We start from the raw sequence: 23,174 nt of genomic DNA on the forward strand, positions 1-23,174 counted from the left end.
CGAAGGAACTTTCGACTCCCTCGTCGAGCCCCTTTGCCGGATTCCAGGACGCGAAGGCCCTCTCGACTCCCTCGTCGAGAAGCCGGGCCGGATTCCCGCCCGCGAAGGTACTCTCGACTCCCTCGACGAGCCTCTGCACCGGATTCCTGCCCACCTGTAAAATCCTTCGCGCGCTGCCGTGGGGCAATGATGCAGAATCGGAAAGGTTCCTGGCGCGCAGCGAGGGAGCTGAACCTCCTAAAATCGGAGCTTCAACGGAATCGCAAAAGCTCCCATCCGCTGCTCTCGACTGTACAAAGTGTCAAAACTTTGTTCCAAAGTAAAATTAAATTTCAAAATATATTGAAATCTTAAAATAAATCTACTACTCTGAAAGTGGAAACGATTTCAAAGCCACTGGAAGGGGAGAAGTGAAGTTGGTGTTGAAAAATGCGTTGAAAAGGACTTTCCCGATGGCGGCGGCGCTCGTGCTCGGCTGGACCGCCGTTCTGCCGGGCCTCGGCCTGGCCGGCACGGCCGATGCGGCCGGGCTAGCGGCTTTGCCGACCCATGCGGCCGAGCAGCTTGCCGCTCTACCGGCAATCGCCGAGTCCGAGCTTGAAGCCCCGCCGGCGCTTGCAGCGGAGGCGCCCGAAAAATCGTCGCCTGCTGCTGCTCCCGCACCTGCCGCAGCTCCCGCGCCTGCCGCAGCTCCTGCGCCTGCCGCAGCTCCTGCGCCTGCCGCAGCTCCCGCGCCTGCCGCTGCGCCCGACGCTCCCGCAGCTCCCGCACCTGCCGCTGCGCTCGACGCATCTGCGCTTGCCGCAGCTCCAGCCCCTGCCGCTGCGCTGGAAGCGGCTGCCGCTTCGCAAGCGCTCGTCGACCCGTTCGAGCAGACGAGCCATCTGCAGGTCACCTCGGTGCGCGCGGTGTCGGCGCGCCTCGATCTGGCCGCGCGACCGGAAGAAATTCCGCATGGCCGCTACGCGATGAAGCTGTCGTATGACTTTACCGGCACGACCGGAACGTCGGCGGCTTATCTCAACTTCAACCACAGCGACGGGACGCTGGGCAAGCCGATTCCGGGCAGCGCCGCGCAGCTCGGCCTCTGGGTCAACGGCGACGGCCAGAACCACTGGCTGCGCATGCAGGTCATCGACGCCGCCGGCGTGAAGTCGGTCGTCGACCTGGCGGCAAGCGTGAACTGGACCGGCTGGAAATACGTCACCGCCAATATCCCTTCCAACCTGCCCCGTCCGCTCAAGCTCTCCCAGCTCTACCTCGCCGAGACGAAGGATACGAACAAAAACGCCGGCGCGCTCCGCTTCGACCAGCTGACGGCGTTCGCCGCCGCGCCGCCGACGCATGAGCTGACGCTTCAAGGACTCGGCCCGCTGCAGACGGGCGAGACGCGAGCGAGCTTCGTCGAAGCTACATACGCCGGCCGCACCGCCCCGGAGCGCCTCGCTTCCACGGGCCTCGCCTACCGGAGCAGCGACGAGACGGTCGCCTCCGTGGATGCGAGCGGCACGGTCGTCGCCGGCCAGCCCGGCACGGCGATCATTACCGCGCAGGTGCCGGGACAGCCGGTCGAGGCGTCGACGGTCGTGGCCGTCACCTACGAGGCGCCGGTCGTCCAGACCGTCGAGCTGTCGGCGCCGACCCGCCTCGAGACGGGAGCGGCCGCGGAGCTGAAAGCCTTCGCCATCTACGCCTCCGCGCCTGACGTCCCCGTGCGTCTGATCGCCGGAGCCGAGCTGTCGAGCAGCGATCCGGCGGTGCTGAGCGTGTCGCCGGACGGCCGCCTGCAGGCGCTGAAGGCCGGCTCCGCCGTGCTGACGGCGCGCTTCGGCGGCCAGCAGGCGACGATGCAGGCGACCGTCGCCGATCCGGTGCCGGTGCTGCAGTCGATCGAGCTGGCGAGCCTGCGCTCGCTGAATCCGGGCGATAGCGCGCAGACGCTCGTCACGGGCACGTACACGCGACTGCCGGCGCCGGTCAAGCTGACCGAAGGCGTCGCCTACACGAGCAGCAATCCGGCCGTCGCCGAGATCGCCGCGAGCGGCGTCGTGACAGGCAAGGCCAAGGGCGCGACCCGCATTACGGCGACGTACCAAGGCAAGACAAGCAGCGTCTACCTCGTCGTCGGCGAGACGATGGCCGCGCCGAAGCGCGAGATGCGCGCCGCCTGGATCGCGACGGTCGACAACATCGACTGGCCGCGCAAGGGCGTCACCGACCCCGAGCAGCAGAAGCAGGACTTCATCGCGCTGCTCGACGAGCTGCAGGCGGCCGGCATGAATGCCGCGATCGTGCAGGTGAAGCCGACGGCGGACGCCTTTTACCCCTCGGCAATGGCGCCGTGGTCCGAATGGCTGACGGGCACGCAAGGGAAAGATCCCGGCTATGACCCGCTGGCGTTCATGCTGGAGGAGGTCCACCGCCGCGGCATGGAATTCCATGCGTGGTTCAACCCTTACCGCGTCAGCATCCAGGACGACGTGAGCAAGCTCGCGCCGAACAACGTCGCGGTGCTCCATCCCGAATGGCGGATCAGCTACGGCGGCAAGCTGTACCTGAATCCGGCGATTCCCGAGGCGCAGCAGCATATCCGGGACAGCATCATGGAGGTCGTAGGCAAGTACGACATCGATGCGGTGCATTTCGACGACTACTTCTATCCGTATCCGGTGACGGGCGTCAACTTCCCGGACGAGGTCCAGTACGCGGCTTACCAGGCGTCCGGCGGCACGCTCGCCAAGGCGGACTGGCGCAGGAGCAACGTGAACACGTTCGTGCAGACGATGGGCGAGGCGATCAAGGCCGAGAAGCCGTACGTCAAGTTCGGCATCAGTCCGTTCGGCATCTGGCGCAACAAGAGCGAGGACCCGACCGGCTCGGACACGAACGGCCTCAGCAGCTACAGCGCGATCTACGCCGACTCCCGCACCTGGATCGCCGAGGAGTGGATCGACTACATCACGCCGCAGATCTATTGGAACATGGGCTACTCGCCGGCCGCCTACGAGAAGCTGGTCGACTGGTGGAGCCGCGAGGTCGCGGGCAAAAACGTGCATCTGTACGCCGGCCAGGCGATCTACCGCGTCGGCACGGATGCCGAGGGCTGGCGCAATCCCGAGGAGCTGCCCGGCCAGATCATCCTGAACCGCGGCTACGAGGCCGTGAAGGGTAGCATGTATTTCAGCGCGAAATGGTTCGAGCTGAATCCGCTCGGCGTAACCGATCGGCTGCAGGCGGAGCTGCATCGCGATCCGGCGCTCGTGCCGGCGATGCCTTGGCTGGACGCCGAGCCTCCGGCCGCGCCGGGCGCGGCGGCAGCCGCCCAGGCGGGCGGCGACGTGCTCGTCAGCTGGAAAGCCAGCGCGTCCGCGGACGCGGCCAGCTATGTGATCTACCGCTTCGACGGCGCGAAGGCGGGCAGCATCGGGGAAGCATCCGCCATCCAGGCGGTGCTGCACCGCAGCGCGCTCGGCGCCGAGCCGCTTTATGCAGATGACTCGGCCGTAGCGGGCCGCACCTACACCTACGTCGTCACGGCGCTGGACCGCGCGCACAACGAAAGCGCCGCGGGCGCGCCGGCCACCGTCACGGTGAGGGAAGGCGGAGACGCCAAGCTCGCTCCGGGCAAGCCGCAGCTGAGCGATACGAGCGGCCAGGCCTACGGACTGAAGGACGGCAAGTACGCCGTCACGATGAACCTGTGGTGGGGCAACAACGGCACGGTGTACCGCCTTTACGAGAACGGCAAGCTCATCCGGACCGTCCTGCTGGACGACCGGACGCCGGCGGCGCAGTCGGTGCGGACCGAGCTGGAAGGCAAGCCTAACGGCACCTACGTCTACACCGCCGAGCTGAGCAACGCTTCCGGCACGACGGAGAGCGCGCCGCTCACCGTGCAGGTGACCGACGCGGCGCCGGGCAAGCCGGACGTATCGCATGACAACTGGGACGGCGACGGCCGCTACCGGATCACCGCCAACCTGTGGTGGGGCACCAATGCGACCGAATACCGCCTGTACGAGAACGGCGCGCTGATCGACACGCAGGCGCTGGAGGCGAACACTCCTGCGGCGCAGCGAGCGTTCACCGACGTCGCGGATCGGGCTCCGGGCACGTACGTCTACCGCGTCGAGCTGGCCAACGCCGCCGGCGTGACGGCGAGCGGCGAGCTGACAGTCGTGGTGAAGCGGTAGCGTTGAGGTACCAGCATGACTACGATGGGAAAAGAAGCCCCGAACGAATCCGTTCGGGGCTTCTTTCGGTACGGCAAGGCAGGCCAAGCGCTCCGGCAGGCAGCTCTTGGCCGCGGCGGCGATGGTCTTCTTTTATATATATGTTGACGTATATACACGAATTGATATATATTGAGCTCATGAGAACAACAACCATGCAGCTGACCTTGCTTGCCCTTGCTGAACCGAGTCGGTTCAACATCGTCGAATTGCTGAAAAACGGACCGAAATCCGTAGGAGAAATCGTTCAAGCCTTGGGATTGGGCCAGCCGCAAGTATCCCGTCATTTGCGCATCTTGGGCGAAGCCGGTCTCGTGCGATCGCGCAGCAAGGCTCAATTGCGGATCTACAGCCTCGAAGCCGGGCCTTTCCAAGAGCTGGACGAATGGTTTGATTCCTTCCGCATTCTGTGGGAAGAGCGTCTGGATGCGTTTGAGCAGACAATGCTGGATTCCATCAAGAAGGAGGATCAATGACAGGCACGGACAATCCACGAGCCCACGAGAAAGGTGATATTCGATGAAAACAAAAACGACCGTTCGCAAAGACCGCGAGCGCAGGGAGCTCACGATCGAACGAACCGTTGAGATGCCTGCCCAGCTTGCATGGGAAGGCTGGACGCAGCCGATGCATATCGTCCGGTGGTGGGGCCCAAAGGGCTGGACCACGACCGTCTATGAAATGGACGTACGGCCAGGAGGAGCGTGGCGCTACAGTCTCCAAGCGGATGACGGCAGCGGCGAGACCGCCTATTGCAGAGCGGCCTATGATGAAGTCGAGGCGCCGAGCAGGCTGGTGTACACCGACCGTTTTGCCGACAGCGAGTGGAAGATCGTTTCGGACAGCGAAATGCATACGACCGTATCCTTCGAGGCGCAAAGCGGCGGAACAAAAATCAGCATCGTGACGCGATTCGCTTCCAGCGACCAGCTGGACAACGCGGAGGCGATGGGCATGATCGAAGGCTTCACGGATGCCTATGACCGGCTGGAAGACTATTTGGAAACTTTACAGGGAGGCAAGGACTCAATGGAGACTGTCATTTCGAAGGATGGGACAAAGATTGCTTATGTCAAACAAGGGACCGGTCCGGCCCTGATCTTGATTTCATCGGCAGCGGCGGATCATCAGGATGCCGAGCCGTTAGCCGAACGCTTGTCGGGCCATTTCACCGTTTACAATTACGATCGACGAGGACGCGGACGCAGTGCAGATACCGCGCCTTACGATACAGTCCGAGAGGTGGAAGACATCGAAGCGCTGATTGCCGCCGCCGGCGGACAAGCCAGCTTGTTCGGGAGCTCGTCCGGAGCCGTATTGGCGCTCGAGGCGGCCAACAGGCTGGCGGATTCGATCGCGAAGGTCTATTTATTCGAGCCGCCGTTCATTGTGAGCGACAGCCGCAAGCCTGTTCCTGGCGGCTATGTCGACCAGTTGAATTCGCTTGTCGAAGCTGGAAAGAGATCCGAAGCCGTCGAATATTTTGCATCCGAAGCCTTAGGCATACCGGAAGAATACATCGGGTACATGAAAGCCGATCCTTCGTGGAACAAAATGGAGCTGCTGGCCCATACGCTCGCCTACGATGGGATGATCATGGGAACGGCGCAATCCGGAAACCCGCTGCCGGCCGGCAGATGGGAACATAGCGCTCCGACCTTGATCCTGACCGGGGAGAACAGCGAGCCGTTTCTCCATGAGGCGGCACGCGCGCTTGTCGAGCTTCTGCCAAGGGCGACGGCTCATTCCCTCGCCGGCCAAGACCATTCCGCAGTCATCATGGCCCCTGAAGCCGTGGCACAAGCTGTCGTGGATTTCGAACGATGATTCAGAAGCCCGTCCTGGCAAAACCATTGACGGAGAAGGCTCTCCGGCTCGCGCTTGCATCCGTCTTCTCCAGCGGACTGTTCGTGGTTCTCTTGGTCAGCCTGCATCTGCTGCAGCCCGAATTTGATCCAACCTGGCGTTTTATCAGTGAATACGCGCTAGGCGACTTTGGCTGGATCATGCATCTGGCTTTCGGATTGCTGGGTACGGCGCAAATCTGCGTGGCGCTCGCGATCGTTCCGCATGTCCGCTCGGTTGCGGGATCCATCGGGCTTGTCATTCTCGGCATCAGCGCCATAGGCGTCGCGATCGCGGGCATCTTCGCCACCGATCCGATCTCCATTCATCCGGATGACGCCACGTTCAGCGGCAGCATGCACTCCATCGGGGCGATGCTGGATTACACGCCGGCAGCCGCTTTGTTCATCAGTCTTTCGTTAGGGCGGCTCGAGGCTTGGCGGCCTGTGAAAAAAGCGCTGATCGCCAGTTCGGTTCTTGCCATCGTTGCGATGCTCGCATTCGTGCTGCAAATTCCCCAAGATGGACAATTCGGTCCCGAGGTTCGGACCGGTCTGTATGGACGATTCCTGATCTTGACGGAAGTCGCCTGGCTGCTCCTCGTGGGAAGTCATGCCGCCAAGCTGGCTCGGCTGGATTCGAATCGTTGAAGCGGCGGGGTTATTTCCAAATCAAGGTCTGCCTTGTATACTGAAGTTGTTTTCGGCTAGCCGATTTATGCAAGACAAGCATCCTTTTATCCGAAAGCATCGGAGATTCAGACCGCCTCCTTCCGAGGCGGACTTGAATCTCTTTTTTTATTTCCACATTTAGGCAGGCGAAGTATACTGAAGGAGATGAAGCGTCATGGATCTACGGATCGCAAGGAAAGACGACCGCTGGATTTCTTTGAACACGATCGTCTTCGCCAAAAACGATATTGAAGCCATCAAGGGAGTAGCGGGACGAAAGTGGATGCCGGAGGACAAAGCTTGACTGATTCCTTACACGATCTCCAGCCTGGAGCAGCTGTGGGAGACGCTGCAAGGGAGAATTCGGCGTCTCGACATTGCGCCTGATTTGCTGGAGGAATGCTCGTATCTGAAAGAAAAGCTGGAAGAGCGAAGCCGAGGCGGCTTGCCGCAGCGGCCAGCCGCATCTCCGCCGGTTGCGCCAGCTGGCTTGCCGATGGCAGAGCCGGCTGGCGGTTCCCGTCTGGACGGCCGATCAAGGAATGGCGGTCGCTCGGCCGACTTCGTCCGGTTCGTGGAGGATATGAAGCTCCGAGGCTGCAGTCCCAAGACGATCCGGGCGTACACCGGGCATGTGCGGCGCTTTTTTCAGAAGGGGGAGAACGTCAGGGATGGCGAGACGAGCCATGATCCGGTAGAGGATTCGCCGGGCATCAGCGTCCGCGCCTACTCCTTGCAGCTGTTGGAGGAGGGAAAGTCCCACTCCTTCGTCAATCAGGCGATCAGCGCCCTCAAATTCTATAGGAAGAACATCGAGGGCGAAGACGCAGCAAGCGCCTATGTGCGGCCGAAGAAGGAACACAAGCTCCCGAACGTCCTGTCCACCGGCGAGGTGGCGCAGCTGCTCCGCTCCGTCTCCAACGAGAAGCATCGCGCGATCCTCTGCCTGCTGTACTCGGCCGGACTGCGCGTCAGCGAAGTCGTCCGGCTCCGGCTGCGCGACCTTGATCTGGAGCGCAGGACCATCACCGTACGTCAAGGCAAGGGGCGCAAGGACCGCATCACGCTGCTTTCGGACATCGCTCGGGGAGCGGTCGAGCGTTATGTCGGCAGCGGGCAGTCCGGAGACTGGCTGTTTCCGGGACAGGACGGGCGTCGGCATCTTACGGAGCGCAGCGTGCAGAAGCTGTTCGAGCAGGTACGGAGCCGTGCGGGCATTCGCAAGCCTGTCAGCGTGCATTCCCTTCGCCACTCGTTCGCCACCCATCTGCTTGAGAATGGAACCGACCTCCGCTATATCCAGGAGCTGCTTGGCCATCAGAGCAGCCGGACGACCGAGCGCTACACGCATGTCGGCACCCGGGACGTTCGCCGGATCCGGAGTCCTTTGGACGGGATCGGGCTTGAAGAATGAAGGCTCGCAGGAGAATGGAGGAGATGATGGAATGAACCGACTTCATGACGACTATGAGTATCATGCTTGGGCTTCGATGCAGGTGCTGAAGCATCTGGAAACATTGCCCGCCGGTACGCTGACCCAGGAAGTCCAGCTCGGCTTCTCGAGTCTAGCGGAAGTGCTGGGCCATCTGGCCGCGGCGGAAGAGATTTGGCTTGCCCGTCTGAAGGGAGAGCCGGCGCCTTCATTGACTTCACGTCCATTCCAGACGGTGGAGCAGGCTCGCTTGGCGTTTGAGGGATTGCACGAAAACACACGGCATTTCTTGGTGGGCAGCCCGAACGCGGAGGAAGTCGTTTCGTACCGCAATTCAGCCGGCAAGGAGTTTCAAAGCACGATTGCGGAGATTCTCCAGCACGTTCTGTATCACGGCGCTTATCACCGAGGGAATATTACGACGATCCTGCGTTCGCTGGGACATCCCGGTGTCGGGACGGACTATATATTGTTTTTGAGGAGATAGGAACGAGGGGCCGTGTTCGTAAATCCTCTGATTAAAGCACGAATAGCGGAGAAAACACATCTTAAGGATGGTGAAGACTTGAAACAAATCAACGTTATTTTCTCCTACATCTTCATCATTGTAGGTGCTTGTATAATTACAAGCTCTAAAATTGCAGAACAACTTGTTCCTCGAAACGGGTTTTATGATGTTGATTTATCATTGAATTATTGGATTGGTGCTTTAATCGCTGTTTTGGGAATGGCAGGCCTCATTATCAACTCAAAGTTTTATGAAAATTATGTTAAAGAAGTTGATTTGAGAAAAAGGGAATTCGAAGAAAAAAACAAATTGGATAATACTCAATGATCAATTGAATATATCGCATCTGTGGACCGGGTTAAGGCTGCTAAACAACTTGAGCGTTCCAGTTTTTAATAGCAATGACAATGCCAGGTGTTCACGTAAGAGTTCGGAGATACCCGGATAGCAGTGAATATTTAGAAATACAGAAATAAGACGTTATAGGTAATCGGGGCAAACCGGTATAGAGCAATAAACACGAAAAGCTTAATAAGGCATGGCGTGAAAAACGTAAAAGGCGAAAGAGCTATAAAGCTGAAAACTAACACGATAAACCAATACGAAAATACGAGAAGCCTAAAGGGATTAAAAGTTCAATTGAAGGTGGACTCGAAGAAGGCCCCGACAAACCCATAACATCGTGTTCACGCTGCGGGCCATATGGCCCTTGATCTGGCTAAAGATCGGCCAGACACATCCGACTCCGTCGGACGTCGTGAACACACGAGACGTTATCTGAAATGCACATATTTATGAAGGAAGTGATATTCAAGATGACGAGAACAAAGAGAAAGCTCGATGAAGCAAAGTTTTTCTTAGATCTATTAGTATCCAACGAAAATAAAGATCCTGATTTTGACTACTTTTTAAGTGCATTTATTAGTTCATCTCGTTCGGTCTTATGGATAATGAGAGCCGAATACTCTGAACTTAACGGATGGGAACAATGGTACATTTCACTCGATCCGACACAAGAAGAGAAACAATTCCTCAAGAAAATAAATGAGATTAGGGTGAGAAGTGAAAAGTTCGATCCATTGTTAACAAAGATTCTAATGAATCTTGGAATACCAAATGAAGAAATGACTAAAGAAATTGAAAAGAGTCTAGAACAATTTCATGGGAAGTCAGTTACTTTCACGATAGAGACTATAGAAGAATCTACAGACTCTCAGACATACGGGGTTCTCGACAACGGAACAGTAAGGTTCAGAGGTAAAGTAGATAGTGTAGTTAGAGGAATTGAGGAGTTTCCGGATACAGATATACTAGAAGTCTGTAAGGACTATTTCCATAGAATAGAAAAGATAGTAAATGAGTGTATTGTGAAATTCACTGACGACTTACAGAGAAGAAGTAATGGGAGATTACAGATAAAACTGAACAAACGTGATAGTTAAGCCTTCGAAGATGTGCACTTCAGATAACACCGTGTTCAAGCTTCGGGCTGCCGCCCTCGGTCCGGCCGAGGAGTGGTCGGGGAAGTGGAGTCAGCCAGACAACCCTGCGAGGCTAAGTTTTCGACCCGGCTCCCGTTGGTCGCCTTAAGCCTCTCGAGTTCGTGAACACAAGAACGTTATCTGAAACCGGCAAAGAACTATATTATCTTGAAATTGATTAAGGTGTGTTGATAAATCATGAATGAAAAACAGTTCAATTCCTGGAGTAAGCATAGGCAACGAGGCTTTGTATTTACTTTATTTAGAACGATGGTAGGGGTCCTTTCGATGGGTCTGCTTTTATACTACTTCAAGATATTTACCATCGGATTAATTATTGTAACAACAGCTATAGCGGCAGCCTTCGAAGTTAAGATTTGGAAAGAAAATGAAAAGAAGTACAAATAATATCAATTAAAAGAGGATGGAAATAAGAAAAATGTTTAAAAAGAAAGATAAAAAGAAATAAGTGTAATTAAGAAAATGATATATTAAAGAATTTTGTGAGAAACTCAAAGAAGTCACCGGCATCAGATAACACCATATTCGCGCATCGGGCTACGCCCTCGGTCCCAGAAGCTGTTTCGAAGAAGTGGTTGCTGTGGACACACCCGGCATTCGCCGGGCGTCGTGAATATACGAAACGTTATAAGAAATCCCCGCAAAGACAACAAACAAATCAAACATTATTAAAGCAAGAAGGGACTTCTATGGAGATATCTTCTTTTGGATTGACTGAAGTCGAACATGAAAAGATTAAATATGTAGTTTTGTTGGCTGAGTATAGAGATGAACTCGTCATTGTTAGAAATAAAACCAGAAACACATGGGAACTTCCAGGTGGGAAGAGAGAGTTGGATGAGCCATTACTCAAAGCGGCTAGACGGGAATTGTATGAAGAGACAGGTGCGGTTGATGTTGATTTAACCCCTTATGGCATTTATCTGATGAACGGAAGTTATGGAATGAACTTTCACGCGAGAATATATGAACTTGGTGAGTTGCCTGACTATGAAATAGCTGAAATCAAATTTTGTAAGTCCTTACCTGATGGCCTGGGCTATGGAGATATTTATTACAAAATGTATGCTGAATGGAATCAAATCAAAGATAAATATGAGCTGAAAAAATACCGACTGAATAAAAGAGATAATAAAACAACACACAGATTCTGAATGTAAATCAAAGAAGTCGGGGACATCTTATAACACCGCATTCACGCATCGGGCTGACGCCCTCGGTCGCAGAAGTAGGTTCGAAGAAGTGGTTACTGCGACAACTCCCTAAGGGAGTTCGTGAATGCGTAAGACGTTATAGGTAATCGGGGCAAACCGGTATAGAGCATTAAACACGAAAGGCTTAACAAGGCAAGGCTTGAAAAACGTAAAGAGCAAAAGAGCTACAGTGCTGAAAACCAACACGATAAACCAACACGAAAATACGAAAAGCCTAAAGGGATCAAAAGATTAATTGAAGGTGGACTCGAAGAAGGCCCCGACAAACCCATAACATCGTGTTCACGCTGCGGGCCATACGGCCCTTGGTCTGGCTAAAGATTGGCCAGACACATCCGACTCCGTCGGACGTCATGAACACACGAGACGTTATGCGTAAACTTCCAAGGAGATCTATAAGAACATGAGTCCAAATGAAAGCATAACACCAATAATAAAAATGAGATGGAGATAGAATAAATGCAAAAGGCAATCATTATATATTTTCTTACTGGAAAGAAAAATAATATTGATGAATTAAATCAGTTGCTATCAGAAGGATGGAAAGTCATAAGTCAAAAACCAATGAGCAATGGACAAGGTAACGCATCGTTATCTTTAGTGATAGTTGAAAAATAATAGTTAAGATTTGCAGTTCAAAGAGCTATACAGCATTACAGATTTAACAGAGTAAAGAACTATAAAGGACGACAAGCGAGGGTAAATCAGGAAGCCGGAAGCAACGCATAACACCGTATTCACGCTGCGGGCATTCGCCCTTGGTCCGGACCGATGTAAAAGAGCCGAGGGTAAATTCAGCCGGACAACTCCTGCGAGGCTAAGGCTCCGCCCTGTTCCCTTCGGTCACTTAAGCCTCTCGGGTTCGTGAACACAACAACGTTAGGTGAAATTAATGCACTGCATAAATGTGAGGAGATTCGTAGATGATTAATATCATTCGAACAAGTTTGGCGGGATTCTTATTCCCACTCACAATTTTTCAAAAGCTTAAAGAAAAAAAAGATATTAGTAAAATTAATAAATTAGGTAGACTTTATCCGGTTGGTACTCATACATTACATGTAAACATTCAAGGTACAGGGAAGCATACTGTCGTGTTTGATTCTGGCTTGGGAGGCTTCTCATTAGACTGGAATCATCTACAACAGGAATTAATTAGTGATGCAATTACTGTTGCATATGATAGAGCAGGCTATGGTTAAAGTCAGTGTGCTAAGCGTAACACCACCACTAGCAGTGAATGCGTCGAAGATCTAAGAGAGTTATTAAAAAAGGCTGGGTTAAAGCCCCCTTATTACTTAGTCGGGCATTCTTTTGGCGGATTAAATATGCGATTATATGCGCTCTTGTATCCTAATGAAGTTTCAGGACTGATACTTATTGATCCAACCAATGAATATCGATTTTTATCAGAGTATGTAGATACTGAACGACGAGGTCAGTATTTAAGAGCTCTAAAACAATATAAGTTAGGCTACGTGCTATCGGTGATTGGCATTCCTAGACTACTTAAGCAGCCGGTATGGAATCGGTATTTTCCCGAAAACTATTTAGCATTAGGATTCAGAAGTGATGCTTACGCGGCAATTTATAATGAATATTACAATATAGAGACTAGTTGCCGAGCTGTTGCTACTCGGAATTTTAATGATAAGATTCCAGTAATTTTATTATCCGCGGGTAGGATGAATGATTCCTGGAAAAATGATCAAAAGAAGTTATGCAAATTGTTTTCGAATATCAAGCATATTTTTATTGAAGATTCTTATCATAATATTCATCTTGAACAACCAGCCTCTGTTCTAATGGCAATTAAAGAGATGATTAGTAGGTAGAATCGAAGACGGCATAAACTTCACCTAACAATGTACTCACGCTGCGGGCATTCGCCATTGGTCCGGAGCGATATAGAAAAGCCGTGGGTAAACTCAGCCGGACAACTCCTGCGAGGCTAAGGCGGGGACCCGCTCCCTCGGGTCACTTAAGCCTCTCAGATTCGTGAATACAACAACGTTAGGTGAAATTATTGCAAAACAATATTAATCCAGCATATCCGGAGGGGAATGATTATGAGTACTTCAAAGGAGCAAGATTTTTTACTCAAGTCTGTGAGGATATGGTTCAATCGACCTGAACAAATATCTCATTACACTCATGAGTTTATTGAAGGCCCCACGGTAGCAGAACAATACCTACTGAATTCATTGCCGGATGGTAGTTCTGTTCTGGATGTTGGATGCGGAACAGGTAGAATTAGTGTTTATTTAGCCGAACGTGGATATCGAGTGAAGGGTATCGATGTTAGTGAAGGATTATTATCAGTTGCTCGTGAAATTTCCAAGAAGAGAAACCTTGACATTGATTTCTTGAATTTAGAAGGAATAAAGTTGCCTTATCAGGATGAAGAATTTGATACATTAATAGGATTTAAGATTCTATGCTATATACCGACAAGAGAATTACGTAATGAAAATCTGAAGGAATTTTATCGAGTTTTAAAGCAAGGTGGAACATGCATTATTACTCAGAATATAGTGCCGGATGAATATATTGATGATGCGAAGGATGAGCATTATTTGAGTAGTCCTGCATCAGAATTTGGGATTTTGGAGAGAGGCGATAATTTTCCATCAGGGAATGGTTATGTGCGTTGGTTTACAGAAAGTGACTTGTTTAATGAAATCAAGAACACAGATTTTAAAATTGAATTGTTTGAAAGTGATGAAGAACATGAAGGTGCAGGATATATAAAACTAATAAAGCTAAGGAAACCCTGCAAGTAATTTCGAAGAAGGCAATAACATCACCTAACACCGTATTCGCACTTCGGGCCATTCTGCCCTCGGTCAGGCAGAAGCAATTCAGGAAGCGAGATCAGCCGGACACATCCATCCCCCTAAGATAAGAGCTATCTAAGGGGGATGGACGTCGCGAATACAAGAACGTTATAAGAAATTGCCGCAATAAAAATTAAAGGAGCAAAAACCTATGTCTATCTACTCTGGATCAAGTTCAATGGAATATACTAATGCCGAAGTCGAAGTAATCATTTGGCTCAACAATTATTTAAAGAGTAAAGAAGATCGATTAATTAATATTCAACATAAGTACAGATACAATTATAACAACAACCAACATATTGAACTTGATGGATTTGGAGATGGATTTGCAGTCGAAATTTACTTAGCAAGTGATTTAAAAGGGGCTAAGATTGATAAAGTAGCTAGTGATATTTTGAAACTAACTCTCCTTCCTAAAGATATTAAACGACTTTTTGTTTGCAGAGAAGAAGTCAAGAATAGACTTCAAGGAAAATCATGGTTATCTTATGCAATAATACAAAACAGCATTGAAATTATAGTGCCTAAATTCACAGAAGAGACATTGGGAAATTTAATTATTGCTAACAAAAGAAATAGAGAATCTATTTTAAGAATGTAACTCAAGGTAGGCGGCAAAATCTTATAACACCGTGTTCACGCTGCGGGCATTCGCCCTTGGTCCTGACCGATGTAGGAAAAGCCGAGGGTAAATTCAGCCGGACGACTCCTGCGAGGCTAAGGCTGGCGCCCCGGCCGACGATCGCTTCACTAAATCGTCGTGGCAGCTTAAGCCTCTCGGGTTCGTGAACACAACAACGTTATGTGAAACCTGTGCAATTTAGTAAAGGAGACAATTAATGAATGAAGTAACAAGACTTACTCGTCCTTATAAAAGAATATATAAGTGGATTTTTTCATTTACCAGATCAGACTGGGATTTTGTTGATTACCCAATTGAATATTTAGAGTGTAGACAACAAGACAAAATAACAGAAGCAAATGCACTTAGCTTCCCATGGGTATCTCGAATAATTAATTGGTATTGGATGAATGGTGTCGGACATACAAAGGAAGAAGCCCTAAAAAATCTGAAGGCAAAATTTGAGAACTATAAATCAGAAGGTTTTGAATTGCCGAGACCAGGAGCAATCGTAGAAGTCAGATTTGCGAGTGTTGAAAAAATTGAAAGTTATGAACAAGAAGCAGTGAGTTTCTTTAGAGACATTTTTGATAGGGACTACTATGACTTATTTATTTCTGATGAATCTTCTTTGTATGATTTTTTATTGTCTGATGATGAACTTAATAGCAAAATCTTAAAAATAAAAGAGGTATATGAAGTTGATATAGTCGATGATGATTATCTAATTGTGGATATATTGAAGCGAATCAGAGAAGGCACAGGCATCACATAACACCGCATTCACGCATCTCGGTCCGCTGGAGGTATTTCGCGAAGCGGTTTCGGCGGACAACACCTGCGAGGCTAAGTCTTCGACCCGGCAAGGCGATCACTTCGTTTGATCGCCGTGGCAGCTTAAGCCTCTCGGGTTCGTGAATACGTAAGACGTTAGGTGAAATCCCAGCGAGATATTGTAAAGGAGCGAATTCAAGGATGGGACAAATTGAAGAGCATTTGCTATGCCTAGGGATTACACTTCCGCTTGCAAGTAATCCGGCAGCCAGTTATACAAACTTTGTAATTGTGAATGGCTTGTTGTTTGTCTCTGGAAAAGGACCAAGCGGGAACCCCAAGGGCAAGTTAGGGAAAGATTATAATACCCGAGATGGCTACGAATTTGCACGGCAGACGGGCATAGAAGTGCTAGCCGTACTCAAAGAGGGGCTTGGTTCATTAGATAAAGTAAAGAGAGTAGTGAAGGTTCAAGGGTTTGTGAACGCCGAGCCAGATTTTGAGGAGCATCACTTAGTATTAAATGGATTTTCGGAATTGATGTTCGAAGTTTTTGAAGATAAAGGAATACATGCAAGATCTGTTTTTGGGGCAACTTCTGTGAGGGGCAATCTTCCGATCATTGTAGACTCCATCTTTGAGGTGGAAGAATAGAAAGACCAATTGGAGCGAATCAAGAGGGCTAGGGCATACTCACGCATCGGTCGCTGTCGCTCCCTCGGTCCGTCGGAGGCAGTTCGGAGAAGCGAATTCAGCGGACAACACCTGCGAGACTAAGTCTTGGACCCGGCGTGGCGATAACTTCGTTTGATCGCACGGCAGCTTAAGCCTTTCGGGTTCGTGAATGCGTAAGACGTTAGGTGAAACCTCGATAAGAAAATCACTCAAACCTCAGAAATCGCGCTTCGATGTACGCTTATCCTACTCCGATGGCTCCATGAGATGATAGATAGCTCAGTGTATAAATGGAGGAGCAAGGAGCACAATTATTATGAATTGTGAAATATGTAATTCAGAAAATACTATAGAGGGAAAGCTTTCAACAGGTTTTGGTGGTGTCGTTTTTACAACAATAACATCGCAAAGAAAACTCCCATTCACGAGGAATTATTCCGTTATCCAAGCTGTTGCATGTAAAGACTGTGGACATATTTTTTCTTTGAAATTAGTTTCGCCGCAAAATGTGAACCAAATCAAATAAGTCCCTTTTGCAGCTCTATTGAAAGTTCAATATGAAGGTTGGAATTTATCCCCATATGGATCTTTTCCCTACTCCCATTAGCTAAGTACGGGATAAGGATGCCAGGCATTTCCGAGGAGGATTCAATGAACACCATCATCTACATGGTCAGGCATGCAGAGTCGTCCTATTCAGAAGGAAATGAAAGAACGAGAGGCCTGACCTCAAAGGGAAGCTTGGATGCAGAAACGATAACAAGCATGCTGAGGGGCGAAGGAATAGACAGAATCATATCCAGTCCTTATGCTCGAGCCGTGCTCACTTTGGAGGGATTGGCCAAGGAGTTGGGTGTGGAGATCAAAACGGATGAGGATTTAAGAGAGAGACATTTTTCAGACGATGTCAACTCGGATGAATACTTCATGCCGGCTCTAAAGAAATCGTTTGGACACGACCATTTACAAGAGAACCCAGCTACTCCCATTTTAGCTTAAGCGCGGGCAACTAGAAGCGCTGATTTGTCTCAAATGGTCGACTCGGAGAATTGGTCATCAGATGGGTCGCCACCACTCCCTCATTGCACGTGAACTAAAGCGTGGCCATGATGAATCCGGTGTATAGCGGGCTGAGCCCGCGCAGCGGTCCTATGAAGAGCGCAGGGCCTGCTGCATGCCGTCGGTTCGTACACGCCAGAACTGGCGCAGGAGATCAAGGAGCGGCTGCAGGAGGCCTGGTCGCCGGGGCAAATCGCCGAGAAGCGTCGAGCGGAAGGGAAGCCCTTCGTTTGCTTCAGGATCATCTACCGCTGAATCTATGCGGGACGTCTTGCAGAGGGAGAGGTGCGCATCCTTCGCCGAAAAGGCAAACGAGGCAATCCGGTTGATCACGCGGACGCTTTCTCGGCGGCACCCCGATCCGCTAGCGCCCGGAGGTCGTTCGCACCAGAAGCACGTATGGCCATTGGGAACTGGACACCGTCGTGTCCAGCCGAGGTAAAGGCTTGTGCGGCTACGTTCATCGAACGCAAGACGCGGTTGTATCAGGCCGTCCTCATGCTTGATCGGAAGGCGGCTTCTATGGAAGCCGCCCTCCAGTCCGTAGCCGCTCGGTATCCCAAAGGGAACCTTTCAAACCGCTAGGACCGATCGGAGCAAGGGATTTGCTTGCTACGAACGCTTGTAATCCCTGCACGGAGTGAAGTGTCCGCTTTGCGGATTCGTACTCGTCCTGGCAGCGTGGCTCTTACGAGAACGCCAATGGTCTGCTGCGGGATTTCTTTCCCAAGGGGCACGACTTCGCCGCGGTAACGGAAGAGCATTTAAACGAAGCCCTGCGCCTCATCAGTGGTCGCCCAAGAAAATGCTTTGACTGGAAGTCCAGCCTTCATGGATAAGGTGTAGCACTTAGCTTGACAATCCATTAGTTCTAAATGGGTTGTCATCAAAAGAAAAATGTTGTAAACAGCCTTGAATTGTTATAACGCAGCTGGAAGAGTTTCTGTCGACCGAGGACGCGGCCGCCCGGCTAAGGGTGAGGCAGTCTTTTTGATATTGGATAGCAGGGCATGTGGCGAAGCTCGGCCTTACAGGCGTTTCGGGAACCGAAACGTCCGAAGGGGCGAGCTTTTTTATGGAAGAGGAATTGGGAGGCCAATAGATTAGGGATTTCAATTAATTTCTAGTAATTGTGATATAGTGAATGGGAGATGGAAGAAGCAAGACCGACTGCATCTATTTTTCGGAATGTTCGAAGCAGTGTTCGGAGGGAAAAGCAGTCAGACATTTCCCTGATCTAGATAGACCATTCATTTAATAAAGGAATGTTAATCATTATTAACCTCTATCAATCGCTTCCACTTCCAATTTTTCTTTTTGTCTCTTTTGTTCCACCGATAATTTTGTTTTTCTATTTTATTTTCAAGAGAAAACACTACTCAAAACCACTCCTGTTTGGGATGGGGCTGTTTTCATTGACAGCCGTGTCCGCAGGAGGATTGAGAGTAAGCGACAAGGTGAATTGGTTGAACGAATGCAAGGGGATCATGGAATATCTCGTGATTTTAGGTCCAGTTGTAGGTCCACCTCTGCTTATTATCGGAGCCTACCGCCAAGCAAGATATGATGAAGAAAAGAGAAGAAAAATCAAACTTCTAGGCACCCTGATGGGAATAGGTTTATCTATCGTTGGATTGATCGTTGTTATAGCTCTATGGGCGTAATGAGACACTTGGACGATCCTAATAGCATGCATTGATTATAAGGAGAGTAAAGAATGCCAGACTCCGTTGTGTTATTTTATTGGTTATATTTCTAATTGTCATTTTTGGAATTGGATTCGTTCTCGCTAGATATGGGAATAATAGATCGTATGAAGTAGAACTAACCCTGGATCAAATCAAGGATTATTTTTTAAAAAAGCATAAATGTAAAATCTGTAATGCTAAACTAAACAGACTCTCCCATGACCAGTTTCTTGGTGAAGAATGGTCTAATTTTATGGGGAGATATTCGTATATGAAGGAATTCAAAAAGACTTTCTCCTTGGAATGCCCTCAGTGCGCCAAAAGAGTTATACCTCTGATGATTATTAATTGACTAACCTAGGAGTCGTGAAATTGGAAAGCGGAATTGACATGAATGAGATTTCATAGGAGGTAATTTCATGACAACCAACAACCTGCTCCGAATGGACAATGTCGGCATCGTCGTTGAATCCTTGGATACTGCCATCGCCTTCTTCGAGGAAATCGGTTTGAGGCTTGAAGGGCGAGCCAATGTCGAAGGAGAGTGGGCCGGCCGCGTAACCGGGCTAGGAAATCAAAACGTGGAGATCGCCATGATGGCTACTCCAGACGGCCATAGCCGAATTGAGCTTTCGAGATTCCTCACTCCGCCTACGATATCCGATCATCGGGCGGCTCCGGTAAACGCGCTCGGTTATCTTCGGGTCATGTTTGCCGTTCAAGATATAGACGAGCTGGTCTCTCGCCTGATCCGCAAGCACGGGGCTGAACTCGTCGGCGAAGTGGTCCAGTACGGCGACTCTTATCGGCTCTGCTACATTCGTGGCGTCGAAGGGATTCTAGTTGGGTTGGCGGAGCAGCTCGGTAAAAAATAATATGAAAAAAAGATGGATTTCTATCCTGGTATCTTTAATTCCGACACTCATTAGTCTCTATTTATTAATCAAATTTTTTCCTTATACGGGGCTCGGAAGAATACTTTCAATTCCATTTACGATCTTGGTTAATGTCTCTATTCTTTATATCTGTTCATCTCTAACGAAAAGATTTGACGGATCTACTACCAAAAGTTTTTCGTGGATGTTGGCAGTTCTTATTACTATCCTTATAACATTGATGATGCATCCACAAGAATCGGACCCAAGCGTGCTGACGCAAATCAGAAATAGATTATTGGAGAAATGAACGGCGTTAAGAGTTTTAGTAGTCTTTTACGCATCGGGTTAATGCATGAATCAACCAGGGGAGAAGACATGAGCGCTATTCTACAGATCAGGATGAAGGGGTTCAGTTGTTGCGAAAAGCGTGGCTGAAAGGATTTGTATTTCCCTCAAGCAACAACAACTGGGTAACCATTCTTCCAAGTGGAAGCAAGTTTCAACCCAATAAACACATAAAGAGAATCCACAAGAAACTACATCCAAAGGAAACAAGGTCGTGAATCGTTTCTTTTCATTTTAGGAATTACAGCGCGCAGCTTCGGTTGCGAAGAAAGAAAGAGCCCTCCGATAATTCGGAAGGCTCTCTTTCTTTTCCCGCCAACAGGAGCATCGACTAAGGCGAGGGAATCCGCCACTTCAACAGCTAAGAACTCTTCGCCGCCAACACCGCGTGCCGCTCCAGGTGCCGGCTGCGGATGAGCAGCGCGGCGCCGATCAGCATCGCGCCGTTGATGACGAACACCCAGCGGATCGGCAGGATGCCGCCGAGCACGCCGCCGATGATCGGGCCCATCATCGTGGCGAGCTGCGTTGCCGACTGGTTGAGCGCGAAGGCGCGGCCGCGGAATTCCGGGGCGGTCACTTTGACGATGAGCGCGTTCAGCGCCGGATAAACACCCGCGAAGCAGAGGCCGTACAGGAAGCGCAGCGCGCCGAACGCGACGAAGTCATGGACGAAGAACTGCAGCAGGTTGCCGATGCCGCCGCCCATGAGGCCGATGACGAGCACGTTGGTGTAGCCGATGCGCGGTCCGAACTTGCCCCACTGCGGAGCGGCGATGAGCGTGGCGATGCCGACAGCCGAGAACACGAAGCCCGCGACGAGGCTGGCGTTGCCTTCGCTGCCGCCGAGATCCATCATGTACACGGTGAGCAGCGGCTCCAGGATCATGACGGAGAACGTCCCGAGCGCGACGAGGCCGAGCATCGTGACGAAGACGCGGTTCGAGAACGCCTCCTTCAGGTCGGCGCGGATCGGCGAGCGCACGGCCTGGCGGTTGAACTTATGCTCTTTGACGAAAAAGACGGCGATCAGCGCCGAGACGAGCACGATGCAGCCGGAGAACAGGAAGCTCTCGCGGTTGCTGAAGTAATGGCTGACGACGCCGCCGATGAGCGGGCCGATGATGCCGCCGGTCGCCCCGGACGTCGCCATGATGCCGAGCGCATAGCCGGCCTTGTTCTCGGGCGTGTTGGTGCCGACGAGCGCGATCGCCGCGGGCACGTAGCCGGCAAGCAGGCCTTGGCCGATGCGCAGCGCCAGGAACAGATAGGGATCATGGACGAAGTAGGTCGCCATGTACAGCGCGGCGAGCGCGAAGCCGGAGCGGATGAGCATCGGCCTTCGTCCGTATTTGTCCGAGAGGGAACCCCAGTACGGGGCGATCAGGGCGCTGGCGAGGAAGGTGATGCCGAACGCGATGCCCGACCAGAGCGTCAGATGGCTCGTGACGCCGAGATCGTTGCGCAGGAACATCGGCATGAAGGGGATGGAGATCGAATAAGCGGTGCTGCAGAAAAAGACGCCGGTCCATAGGACGATCAAGTTGCGCTTCCATAAATAAGTGTCTGCCATAAAGGCGCTTCAGATCCTTTCCAGGGCTGGCCGGACCCGGATCGTAGCCGAGAATAGGGAGGCTCCACGACCTCTCCGAACGCGAAGAAAAACCGTCTCCGAGGAGACGAGATGAACCTAATCCGCACACTTCCGTCCTCTATATTGTACTCCTCCCCTCTGGATATTCCAACCCGCGACGGGAAAAACGGGCATCCGCCAAAGAGCGGGCCGGCTGGCCGAGCCGGCAGAAGGTCCGATTAGGAGCCGCCTCGATTCGGTAATAATACGGAAACAGGCTGGAGAGGAAAGGAAGAGGAACCGATGCGATATGATGCGCTCATCGTCGGAGGCGGACTGGCCGGGCTCAGCGCCGCCGTGCAGCTCGGACGGTACAATCACCGCGTGCTTGTCGTCGATTCGGAGGACGGACGCTCGAGCTTCTGCCTCCGCTACCACAACCTGATCGGCTGGACCGACGGCGTCAGCGGGCCGGAGCTGCGCAAGGCGGGGAGAATCCAGGCGGAGAAGGCCGGCGTGCGCTTCGTCAAGGACAAGGCGGTGCGCGCCTTGGCGCTCGATGGGGAAGGCTTCGCCGTGCAGGGGGAGTCGGGCGAGACGTACGAGGGCCGGCGGCTGCTGCTCGCGACCGGCGTCATGGACCGGCTGCCGCCGCTCGAGGGCTTGCGGCCATGCCTCGGAATCAGCGTCTACGTCTGCCCGGACTGCGACGGCTACGAGCTGACGGGACGGCGCGCGATCGTCATGGGCTCGGGCGATGCCGGCGCTTCGATGGCTCGCATCCTGGCCTATTGGACCGAGGATCTGGTGTACATCAACCATGAACGCAAGGAGGTGTCGGCGGAGCTGCGAGACAAGCTGGGGGAAAAGGGGATCCGCATCGTGGACGAGCCGATCGCCGAGCTGGACGCGGAAGGCGACCAGCTGCGCGGTGTGCGGCTGGCGGGCGGGGAGTGGATCGAGGGCGGCCGCGCGTTCGTCGCCTTCGGCGGCAACGAGGTGCGCTCGCAGCTGGCGGAGCAGCTCGGCGTGAAGCTGCATGCCAACCGCCACATCGAGGCCGATCCGCGCACGAAAATGACGAACGTGAAGCATGTGTGGGCGGCCGGCGACGTGCTCGCCCACTCGGAGCAGGCGTCGATCGCCATGGGCGACGGCTCGCAGGCGGCGATCTGGATGCACAAGAGCCTCGTCCGCCGCGAGGGCAGCGAGCTGCTGCAGCCGCTGCGGGATGCGGTGGAGCATGTGGCGGGCAAGGGCTGAGAGGCTGGGAGGAACGGGGCGTTGCAGGATCAGAAAAAGAACCGCCCTTACGG

General features: G+C 52.0%; 21 protein-coding genes and 2 pseudogenes. 22 read left to right on the plus strand and 1 reads right to left on the minus strand.

Features of this window, described 5'->3' with window-relative positions; all coding sequences use genetic code 11:
• The first annotated feature begins 419 nt into the window (after positions 1-419).
• From H582_RS29100 to H582_RS0122365, 21 genes and pseudogenes are all read left to right on the plus strand, one after another.
• The gene (locus H582_RS29100; RefSeq protein WP_127464521.1) at positions 420-4,193 is read left to right on the plus strand and encodes a family 10 glycosylhydrolase; all 3,774 of its coding nucleotides are present in this window, start codon (positions 420-422) and stop codon (positions 4,191-4,193) included.
• A 194-nt stretch (positions 4,194-4,387) separates the two neighbouring features.
• Positions 4,388-4,708 carry an ArsR/SmtB family transcription factor gene (locus tag H582_RS0122330; protein ID WP_028600310.1) on the plus strand — a complete coding sequence of 107 codons (321 nt, stop codon included), beginning with the start codon at positions 4,388-4,390 and terminating at the stop codon, positions 4,706-4,708.
• Between the two features lie 43 nt (positions 4,709-4,751).
• Positions 4,752-6,059 (plus strand): alpha/beta fold hydrolase, encoded by a 1,308-nt coding sequence (locus H582_RS33020; RefSeq protein ID WP_240479061.1) that lies wholly within the window; start codon positions 4,752-4,754, stop codon positions 6,057-6,059.
• A complete protein-coding gene (locus tag H582_RS0122340) occupies positions 6,056-6,727 on the plus strand; it encodes a DUF998 domain-containing protein (protein WP_028600312.1) in 672 nt (223 codons plus the stop codon). The genes H582_RS33020 and H582_RS0122340 overlap by 4 nt, the downstream gene beginning before the upstream one ends.
• A gap of 196 nt (positions 6,728-6,923) precedes the next feature.
• Positions 6,924-7,052 carry a hypothetical protein gene (locus H582_RS33195; protein ID WP_255309745.1) on the plus strand — a complete coding sequence of 43 codons (129 nt, stop codon included), beginning with the start codon at positions 6,924-6,926 and terminating at the stop codon, positions 7,050-7,052.
• 192 nt (positions 7,053-7,244) lie between these two features.
• A complete protein-coding gene (gene xerA, locus H582_RS29105; RefSeq protein ID WP_084137552.1) occupies positions 7,245-8,162 on the plus strand; it encodes a site-specific tyrosine recombinase/integron integrase in 918 nt (305 codons plus the stop codon).
• A 31-nt stretch (positions 8,163-8,193) separates the two neighbouring features.
• Positions 8,194-8,667, plus strand: coding sequence for a DinB family protein (locus tag H582_RS0122350; RefSeq protein WP_028600313.1), 474 nt, complete (start codon positions 8,194-8,196; stop codon positions 8,665-8,667).
• A 78-nt stretch (positions 8,668-8,745) separates the two neighbouring features.
• Positions 8,746-9,015, plus strand: a complete 270-nt coding sequence (locus H582_RS32225) for a hypothetical protein (protein WP_127464522.1) — start codon at positions 8,746-8,748, stop codon at positions 9,013-9,015.
• 488 nt (positions 9,016-9,503) lie between these two features.
• Positions 9,504-10,130, plus strand: a complete 627-nt coding sequence (locus H582_RS32230; protein WP_127464523.1) for a hypothetical protein — start codon at positions 9,504-9,506, stop codon at positions 10,128-10,130.
• 749 nt (positions 10,131-10,879) lie between these two features.
• Positions 10,880-11,344 carry an NUDIX domain-containing protein gene (locus tag H582_RS31410; protein WP_084137542.1) on the plus strand — a complete coding sequence of 155 codons (465 nt, stop codon included), beginning with the start codon at positions 10,880-10,882 and terminating at the stop codon, positions 11,342-11,344.
• A 519-nt stretch (positions 11,345-11,863) separates the two neighbouring features.
• Positions 11,864-12,022 (plus strand): hypothetical protein, encoded by a 159-nt coding sequence (locus H582_RS32235; RefSeq protein ID WP_156876718.1) that lies wholly within the window; start codon positions 11,864-11,866, stop codon positions 12,020-12,022.
• Positions 12,023-12,327: 305 nt separating this feature from the next.
• Positions 12,328-12,606, plus strand: coding sequence for an alpha/beta fold hydrolase (locus H582_RS32240; protein ID WP_127464524.1), 279 nt, complete (start codon positions 12,328-12,330; stop codon positions 12,604-12,606).
• A gap of 39 nt (positions 12,607-12,645) precedes the next feature.
• Positions 12,646-13,239 (plus strand): annotated as a pseudogene (locus tag H582_RS31415) (alpha/beta fold hydrolase); the annotation flags it as partial.
• 234 nt (positions 13,240-13,473) lie between these two features.
• Positions 13,474-14,187, plus strand: a complete 714-nt coding sequence (locus H582_RS31420) for a class I SAM-dependent methyltransferase (protein ID WP_164820162.1) — start codon at positions 13,474-13,476, stop codon at positions 14,185-14,187.
• Positions 14,188-14,392: 205 nt separating this feature from the next.
• Entirely contained in the window at positions 14,393-14,845 is a 453-nt protein-coding gene (locus H582_RS32245; RefSeq protein WP_127464525.1) for a hypothetical protein, read from the plus strand.
• Between the two features lie 238 nt (positions 14,846-15,083).
• Positions 15,084-15,641 (plus strand): hypothetical protein, encoded by a 558-nt coding sequence (locus H582_RS32250; protein ID WP_127464526.1) that lies wholly within the window; start codon positions 15,084-15,086, stop codon positions 15,639-15,641.
• A gap of 200 nt (positions 15,642-15,841) precedes the next feature.
• Positions 15,842-16,294 (plus strand): RidA family protein, encoded by a 453-nt coding sequence (locus tag H582_RS30520; RefSeq protein ID WP_052333557.1) that lies wholly within the window; start codon positions 15,842-15,844, stop codon positions 16,292-16,294.
• A 672-nt stretch (positions 16,295-16,966) separates the two neighbouring features.
• Positions 16,967-17,314, plus strand: coding sequence for a histidine phosphatase family protein (locus H582_RS29115; protein WP_052333558.1), 348 nt, complete (start codon positions 16,967-16,969; stop codon positions 17,312-17,314).
• A gap of 19 nt (positions 17,315-17,333) precedes the next feature.
• Positions 17,334-18,213, plus strand: a pseudogene (locus H582_RS33390) (IS30 family transposase).
• Between the two features lie 648 nt (positions 18,214-18,861).
• Positions 18,862-19,038 carry a hypothetical protein gene (locus H582_RS32255; RefSeq protein ID WP_156876719.1) on the plus strand — a complete coding sequence of 59 codons (177 nt, stop codon included), beginning with the start codon at positions 18,862-18,864 and terminating at the stop codon, positions 19,036-19,038.
• Positions 19,039-19,481: 443 nt separating this feature from the next.
• Complete coding sequence (locus tag H582_RS0122365) at positions 19,482-19,937, plus strand: VOC family protein (RefSeq protein WP_028600314.1); 456 nt, start codon at positions 19,482-19,484, stop codon at positions 19,935-19,937.
• A 709-nt stretch (positions 19,938-20,646) separates the two neighbouring features.
• Here the strand turns inward: H582_RS0122365 and H582_RS0122370 are convergent.
• The gene (locus tag H582_RS0122370; protein WP_028600315.1) at positions 20,647-21,858 is read right to left on the minus strand and encodes an MFS transporter; all 1,212 of its coding nucleotides are present in this window, start codon (positions 21,856-21,858) and stop codon (positions 20,647-20,649) included.
• Positions 21,859-22,161: 303 nt separating this feature from the next.
• Between H582_RS0122370 and H582_RS29120 the strand changes: the two genes are divergently transcribed.
• Positions 22,162-23,121, plus strand: coding sequence for an NAD(P)/FAD-dependent oxidoreductase (locus H582_RS29120; RefSeq protein WP_052333559.1), 960 nt, complete (start codon positions 22,162-22,164; stop codon positions 23,119-23,121).
• The last annotated feature ends 53 nt before the right edge of the window (positions 23,122-23,174 follow it).

Origin of the sequence: Paenibacillus pasadenensis DSM 19293 (assembly GCF_000422485.1) — a bacterium.
In the GTDB taxonomy this organism is placed as follows: domain Bacteria; phylum Bacillota; class Bacilli; order Paenibacillales; family Paenibacillaceae; genus Paenibacillus_O; species Paenibacillus_O pasadenensis.

What these genes read in the sequence shown, in the direction of transcription:
- H582_RS29115 (WP_052333558.1), top strand. Translation starts at nt 16,967, where the DNA reads ATGAACACCATCATCTACATGGTCAGGCATGCAGAGTCGTCCTATTCA.
- H582_RS0122350 (WP_028600313.1), top strand. Translation starts at nt 8,194, where the DNA reads ATGAACCGACTTCATGACGACTATGAGTATCATGCTTGGGCTTCGATG.
- H582_RS0122370 (WP_028600315.1), bottom strand. Translation starts at nt 21,858, where the DNA reads ATGGCAGACACTTATTTATGGAAGCGCAACTTGATCGTCCTATGGACC.
- H582_RS31410 (WP_084137542.1), top strand. Translation starts at nt 10,880, where the DNA reads ATGGAGATATCTTCTTTTGGATTGACTGAAGTCGAACATGAAAAGATT.
- H582_RS0122340 (WP_028600312.1), top strand. Translation starts at nt 6,056, where the DNA reads ATGATTCAGAAGCCCGTCCTGGCAAAACCATTGACGGAGAAGGCTCTC.
- H582_RS0122330 (WP_028600310.1), top strand. Translation starts at nt 4,388, where the DNA reads ATGCAGCTGACCTTGCTTGCCCTTGCTGAACCGAGTCGGTTCAACATC.
- H582_RS30520 (WP_052333557.1), top strand. Translation starts at nt 15,842, where the DNA reads ATGGGACAAATTGAAGAGCATTTGCTATGCCTAGGGATTACACTTCCG.
- H582_RS0122365 (WP_028600314.1), top strand. Translation starts at nt 19,482, where the DNA reads ATGACAACCAACAACCTGCTCCGAATGGACAATGTCGGCATCGTCGTT.
- H582_RS32245 (WP_127464525.1), top strand. Translation starts at nt 14,393, where the DNA reads ATGTCTATCTACTCTGGATCAAGTTCAATGGAATATACTAATGCCGAA.
- H582_RS33195 (WP_255309745.1), top strand. Translation starts at nt 6,924, where the DNA reads ATGGATCTACGGATCGCAAGGAAAGACGACCGCTGGATTTCTTTGAAC.
- xerA (WP_084137552.1), top strand. Translation starts at nt 7,245, where the DNA reads ATGGCAGAGCCGGCTGGCGGTTCCCGTCTGGACGGCCGATCAAGGAAT.
- H582_RS32250 (WP_127464526.1), top strand. Translation starts at nt 15,084, where the DNA reads ATGAATGAAGTAACAAGACTTACTCGTCCTTATAAAAGAATATATAAG.
- H582_RS32235 (WP_156876718.1), top strand. Translation starts at nt 11,864, where the DNA reads ATGCAAAAGGCAATCATTATATATTTTCTTACTGGAAAGAAAAATAAT.
- H582_RS32230 (WP_127464523.1), top strand. Translation starts at nt 9,504, where the DNA reads ATGACGAGAACAAAGAGAAAGCTCGATGAAGCAAAGTTTTTCTTAGAT.
- H582_RS32240 (WP_127464524.1), top strand. Translation starts at nt 12,328, where the DNA reads ATGATTAATATCATTCGAACAAGTTTGGCGGGATTCTTATTCCCACTC.
- H582_RS33020 (WP_240479061.1), top strand. Translation starts at nt 4,752, where the DNA reads ATGAAAACAAAAACGACCGTTCGCAAAGACCGCGAGCGCAGGGAGCTC.
- H582_RS31420 (WP_164820162.1), top strand. Translation starts at nt 13,474, where the DNA reads ATGAGTACTTCAAAGGAGCAAGATTTTTTACTCAAGTCTGTGAGGATA.
- H582_RS29120 (WP_052333559.1), top strand. Translation starts at nt 22,162, where the DNA reads ATGCGATATGATGCGCTCATCGTCGGAGGCGGACTGGCCGGGCTCAGC.
- H582_RS32255 (WP_156876719.1), top strand. Translation starts at nt 18,862, where the DNA reads ATGGAATATCTCGTGATTTTAGGTCCAGTTGTAGGTCCACCTCTGCTT.